This is a genomic window from Brevibacterium aurantiacum (genome assembly GCF_007558825.1).
Classification (GTDB): domain Bacteria; phylum Actinomycetota; class Actinomycetes; order Actinomycetales; family Brevibacteriaceae; genus Brevibacterium; species Brevibacterium aurantiacum_A.
In genome coordinates this window covers 1-1,539 of sequence record NZ_VLTK01000040.1, presented here as the reverse complement: position 1 = coordinate 1,539, position 1,539 = coordinate 1, and the positions used below count along the sequence as shown (strand labels likewise).

4 protein-coding genes are annotated in these 1,539 nt (G+C 54.1%); 3 read left to right on the top strand and 1 reads right to left on the bottom strand.

Going from position 1 to position 1,539, the window contains the following annotated elements:
* The first annotated feature begins 128 nt into the window (after nucleotides 1-128).
* From FO013_RS22115 to FO013_RS22110, 3 genes are read left to right on the top strand one after another with little or no spacing between them, the layout of a single operon-like run.
* Nucleotides 129-707 (top strand): membrane dipeptidase, encoded by a 579-nt coding sequence (locus tag FO013_RS22115; RefSeq protein ID WP_472924393.1) that lies wholly within the window; start codon nucleotides 129-131, stop codon nucleotides 705-707.
* Nucleotides 704-811 carry a hypothetical protein gene (locus tag FO013_RS23450; RefSeq protein WP_472924392.1) on the top strand — a complete coding sequence of 36 codons (108 nt, stop codon included), beginning with the start codon at nucleotides 704-706 and terminating at the stop codon, nucleotides 809-811. The genes FO013_RS22115 and FO013_RS23450 overlap by 4 nt, the downstream gene beginning before the upstream one ends.
* Nucleotides 808-1,320 (top strand): DUF5943 domain-containing protein, encoded by a 513-nt coding sequence (locus tag FO013_RS22110; RefSeq protein WP_143924716.1) that lies wholly within the window; start codon nucleotides 808-810, stop codon nucleotides 1,318-1,320. The genes FO013_RS23450 and FO013_RS22110 overlap by 4 nt, the downstream gene beginning before the upstream one ends.
* A gap of 24 nt (nucleotides 1,321-1,344) precedes the next feature.
* On the opposite strand, the gene FO013_RS22590 is transcribed toward FO013_RS22110, so the two are convergent.
* On the bottom strand, nucleotides 1,345-1,539 hold a 195-nt coding region (locus FO013_RS22590; protein ID WP_222103707.1), incomplete at its 5' end, for a hypothetical protein.

Genomic DNA, 1,539 nt, shown 5'->3' with positions numbered 1-1,539 from the left:
GCCATCAGCATCATGGCACTGGTGACGGCATCTCGACTACCAGAGACATCGAAGAGATCACTCGACTTCTGATCGGTGCTTGCCTTTATCTCCATCTATACAATCCAGCCTCAGAAAGGGGAAGTGCTATGGCACTGAACAATACGAATACGTTCCACGACGAAATCGTCGTAGTTGACGGCCTCATCATCGCTAAATGGGATCGAGAGCTTTTTGTCGACATGCGAAAGGGAGGACTGACCGCAGCCAACTGCACCGTATCGGTATGGGAAGGATTCCAGTCGACTGTCAACAACATCATCGAAGTGAATCAACTCATCGCCGAAAGCAGCGAATTGGTACGTCCCGTGCGCACTGTTGATGACATCCGGGCTGCAAAGGAAGAGGGGCGCACAGGAATTATTCTCGGTTTCCAAAACGCTCATGCTTTCGAAGATCAGCTTGGCTACATCGAAATATTCAAGCAGCTTGGCATCGGAGTAGTCCAGCTTTGCTACAACACTCAGAACCTAGTTGGCACCGGATGCTACGAGCGCGACGGCGGGCTCTCGGGGTTCGGACGCGAAGTCATCGCTGAAATGAATNCCAGGACCAGGCGTTCTTCGAGTGGCTCACCCATGACAAGGGCTACGCGCGAGAACTCACTCAATTTGGGGAGATCGTCAATCCCGAGGGCATCAGAACCATTGGAGAATTCCCCAACTTGACCGAGACCTTGCTGCGGCGAGGCCATTCGGAGGATCGAGTACGTAAGATCATGGGGGAGAACTGGTTGCAACTGCTTGGCGACGTCTGGGGCACGGCCTCATGACACAGGCACCACAGGTCCCGATCGAAGTCGATGAGGAGACTGGACGCTGGAGCACAGATGGTTTGCCGATGGTCTATGTGCCGGTCCACTTTTTCCTCAACAACCACCGGGCGATCGAAAACGAGATCGGTGTTGAGCGTAACGCGCAGATTCTCTACACCGCCGGATACGAGTCAGCCTGGACATGGTGTGAGGCTGAGGCGAGTACGCATGGTCTCGTCGGCGAGGACGTTTTCCTACACTACCTTGACCGTCTCTCTAAGCGTGGATGGGCGAAATTCACCGTCCTAAACCTGGATCCCGTAGAACCTCGAGCGACAATCGAGGTACGCAACTCGATTTTCGCTGACGATAGTCGAGAAGAGTCACAGGACTACATGTTTACAGGTTGGTTCGCCGGCGCAATGGACCAGATCACGGGGAAGCGAGGACTAGCTATGTGCCGACAGGTCCGTGGAGAAACTCAAGAGGCCGAAGGCCTGTTCGAAGTGTCACGCCGCGTTCAGTAACCGGCACCTATAGACATCCTGTCGTCAGTCCAGGCGGGCCGACGACAGGATGTCTCCTCCTAGATTCACATCATTGACGGTATCCATCTTCATGAATGCCATGATGCGATCACGGAACAATAGAACGTGCCGGCCTGCGATCTCTTCGGCAAGATCTGGGTCACGGGCCTCATACGCAGCGATGAGTTCGTGATGATCGCCTTGGACCTTAGAAAAATG